Consider the following 2,637-nt stretch of genomic DNA (forward strand, 5'->3'; position numbering starts at 1 on the left):
ACAACATTAGGCTCATCTCTTTCAAGTAACAGTTGTGCTGCAGTAATGGGTGTTTTCATTTGATGTACCCATGTTAAAAAGTAGCTCTCTACATCATTTTTATATTCAATTTGTTCATTTTTAAGCTGATACAACGCAGTTTCTAAGTTTTCAATTTGTTGTTGTTGGCTTATAGTTTTTACAAAACTTAAATATTTAATACCTATGAATATGAGTAATAATAATAAAATAACGCCAAGTGCTAGTAAATATGCTTCTAATGGCAAATGATACAGGTAAAACATTAAGCCAAATAAAGCAAAAATAACTATGACTATTGCTATTTCCTGAGTAATACTTTTAAGAAAGGTCATTGCATTCACCCTATACTTTATATCCGACATTTTTCTTTGTAATGATAAAATCATTAACGCCAATAGTATTTAATTTTTTACGCAGGCGCGTCATGTTAACAGCTAATGTGTTATCATCTATGAAGTTTTCTGATTCCCAACATTTTTCAATTAAAGCAGTTCTACTTACATATTTATCTTCATTTTGAAATAATAACTTTAATATTTGTAATTCAGTCAAAGATAGCTGTATGTTTTGTTCTTGATACACGACTTTTGCTTCATCTAATATTAATGTACAACCTTTAACCGTCAATGAATCATTAGCTACTGACAAGTCATAAGTTCGTCTCAATAATGCTTGAATTTTGGCAATCGTTAATGACAAGTTAAATGGCTTTTCGATAAAATCATCTCCCCCCATTTGTATTGCCATAATTTGGTCCATATTATCAATACGGGAACTAATAAATATAATTGGCACATTAGATGTTTTTCGGATTTCTTGACACCAATGAAAACCATTTAACGTTGGCAAATTAATATCTAGCAATACAAGCTGAGGTTGATGTTGGTTAAAGATAGACAGTATATCATCAAATTGTTCAACGACAATAACACCGTAATTCCATTTTTTAAGTTCAGATGCTAAACTTTCTGCTATAACAAAATCATCTTCAACAATTAATATTTTCATCTATAATCTTCTTCCTTCAATTGAATTATCCTTTGTTATCTTTTTGTTCTTTAGTCTGCTGCAATGACGGCTCTTGATTTGAACTTTCCGTGTCATTTGTATTTTGATTTAGTGTATTTGCTTTTTCTTTCTCGAGTTGCTTTTTCTTCGTACGTTTACGCTCCTCTAAAATAGACAACACTATAAAGAATATGATTAATAATGGAGATAACATTACTAGTATCATTTTTCCACCTCAAATTATATTTAATTCTATATTTTCACACGCTTCTATTCTAACGCTTTCTATAACAAATTGTCATATATATTCATTTTTTGTTATTCTAAATCACTCTGTTTACATATTTTTAACTAAAACTACATAATTGCTCAAAATTCCTCTTTTACACTGAAGACATAGTCATATACTCAGGAGGATGTATTATGTTATCAGTTAAAAAAGCCACAAAATTTGCAGTTGCTAACCTTATTATCGTGTCAACAGTTTTCAGTTCTGTCACACCTGCAATTGCGCAATCCGATAAAAGTTCTAAAGATGAAAGTTTCGCGGTTGGTAATACTAAAAATCCAAAAAATGTTATCTTTTTAGTTGGCGATGGCATGGGTCCATCATTTAACACAGCTTATCGTTATTATAAAAATGATTCGCATGCCAAAGAAATGACCCCTACTGCTTTTGATTCATATTTAAAAGGCACAAATCGTACATATTCAAATGACCCAAAACAGAATATTACTGATTCTGCAGCTGGCGGAACAGCCTTTAGTTCTGGCCATAAGACATATAATGGTGCCATCGGTGTTGACAGTAACAAGCAGAAAGTAAAGACAGTGCTTGAACGTGCAAAAGAAAAAGGTAAGTCGACTGGTCTTGTTTCAACAGCTGAATTAACAGATGCAACACCAGCAGCATATGCTGCACACGTGACTTCTAGAGATGATAAAAACGAAATCGCTAAACAATTTTATAAAGATAAAATCAACGGAAAGCATAAAGTTGATGTTTTATTAGGCGGCGGCGCTAAATATTTCGGTAAAAGTAATGGCAATTTAGATAAAAAATTCAAAAAAGATGGTTACGACCTTGCCACGAACAGTAAGGATTTATCAAAATCTGATAAAGATAAAGTTCTTGGTTTGTTTGCAGATAAAAATATGCCACTTGCAATAGATGCTTCTAAAGACGAACCATCATTAGCTGATATGCAACAAAGTGCACTTAGTAAGCTTGAGCGTAATAAAAAAGGTTTCTTTTTAATGGTCGAAGGTGCTTCTATAGATAAATCAGCGCATTCCAACGATATTACAGGCGTTATGTCTGAAATGGAAGGTTTTGAAAAAGCATTCGATGACGCCATTCAATATGCTAAGAAACATAAAGATACACTTGTCGTTGCAACAGCAGATCACTCTACTGGTGGTCTAACAATTGGTAAAGATAAAGGATACGAATGGAATCCTCAACCGATTAAATCGATGAAACACTCTGGATCATATATGACAGAAAAAATGGCTAAAGGTGAAGACCCTGAAAAAGTTATTAATGAAGGTTATGGCTTTGAATTTTCACAAGATGATATGAAAAAGGTTAAAAAAGAGAATAAAAAG

General features: G+C 32.2%; 3 protein-coding genes and 1 pseudogene. 1 reads left to right on the forward strand and 3 read right to left on the reverse strand.

Features of this window, described 5'->3' with window-relative positions; translation table 11 throughout:
* The 3 genes and pseudogenes from nsaS to IDG60_RS10710 form a co-directional block, all read right to left on the reverse strand.
* Positions 1–353 (reverse strand): annotated as a pseudogene (gene nsaS, locus IDG60_RS10700) (nisin susceptibility-associated two-component system sensor histidine kinase NsaS); the annotation flags it as partial.
* Between the two features lie 10 nt (positions 354–363).
* A complete protein-coding gene (gene nsaR, locus IDG60_RS10705; RefSeq protein WP_000697877.1) occupies positions 364–1,029 on the reverse strand; it encodes a nisin susceptibility-associated two-component system response regulator NsaR in 666 nt (221 codons plus the stop codon).
* A gap of 25 nt (positions 1,030–1,054) precedes the next feature.
* Positions 1,055–1,255 (reverse strand): hypothetical protein, encoded by a 201-nt coding sequence (locus IDG60_RS10710; RefSeq protein WP_000604730.1) that lies wholly within the window; start codon positions 1,253–1,255, stop codon positions 1,055–1,057.
* 197 nt (positions 1,256–1,452) lie between these two features.
* On the opposite strand from IDG60_RS10710, the gene IDG60_RS10715 reads away from it, so the two are divergent.
* Positions 1,453–2,637, forward strand: a 1,185-nt coding sequence (locus IDG60_RS10715; RefSeq protein ID WP_206160679.1) for an alkaline phosphatase, incomplete at its 3' end; no start/stop codon positions are given.

Source organism: Staphylococcus sp. EG-SA-2 (assembly GCF_017152085.1).

Excerpts from the sequence above, each read along its gene's own strand:
- nsaR (WP_000697877.1), bottom strand. The coding sequence starts at position 1,029 with ATGAAAATATTAATTGTTGAAGATGATTTTGTTATAGCAGAAAGTTTA.
- IDG60_RS10710 (WP_000604730.1), bottom strand. The coding sequence starts at position 1,255 with ATGATACTAGTAATGTTATCTCCATTATTAATCATATTCTTTATAGTG.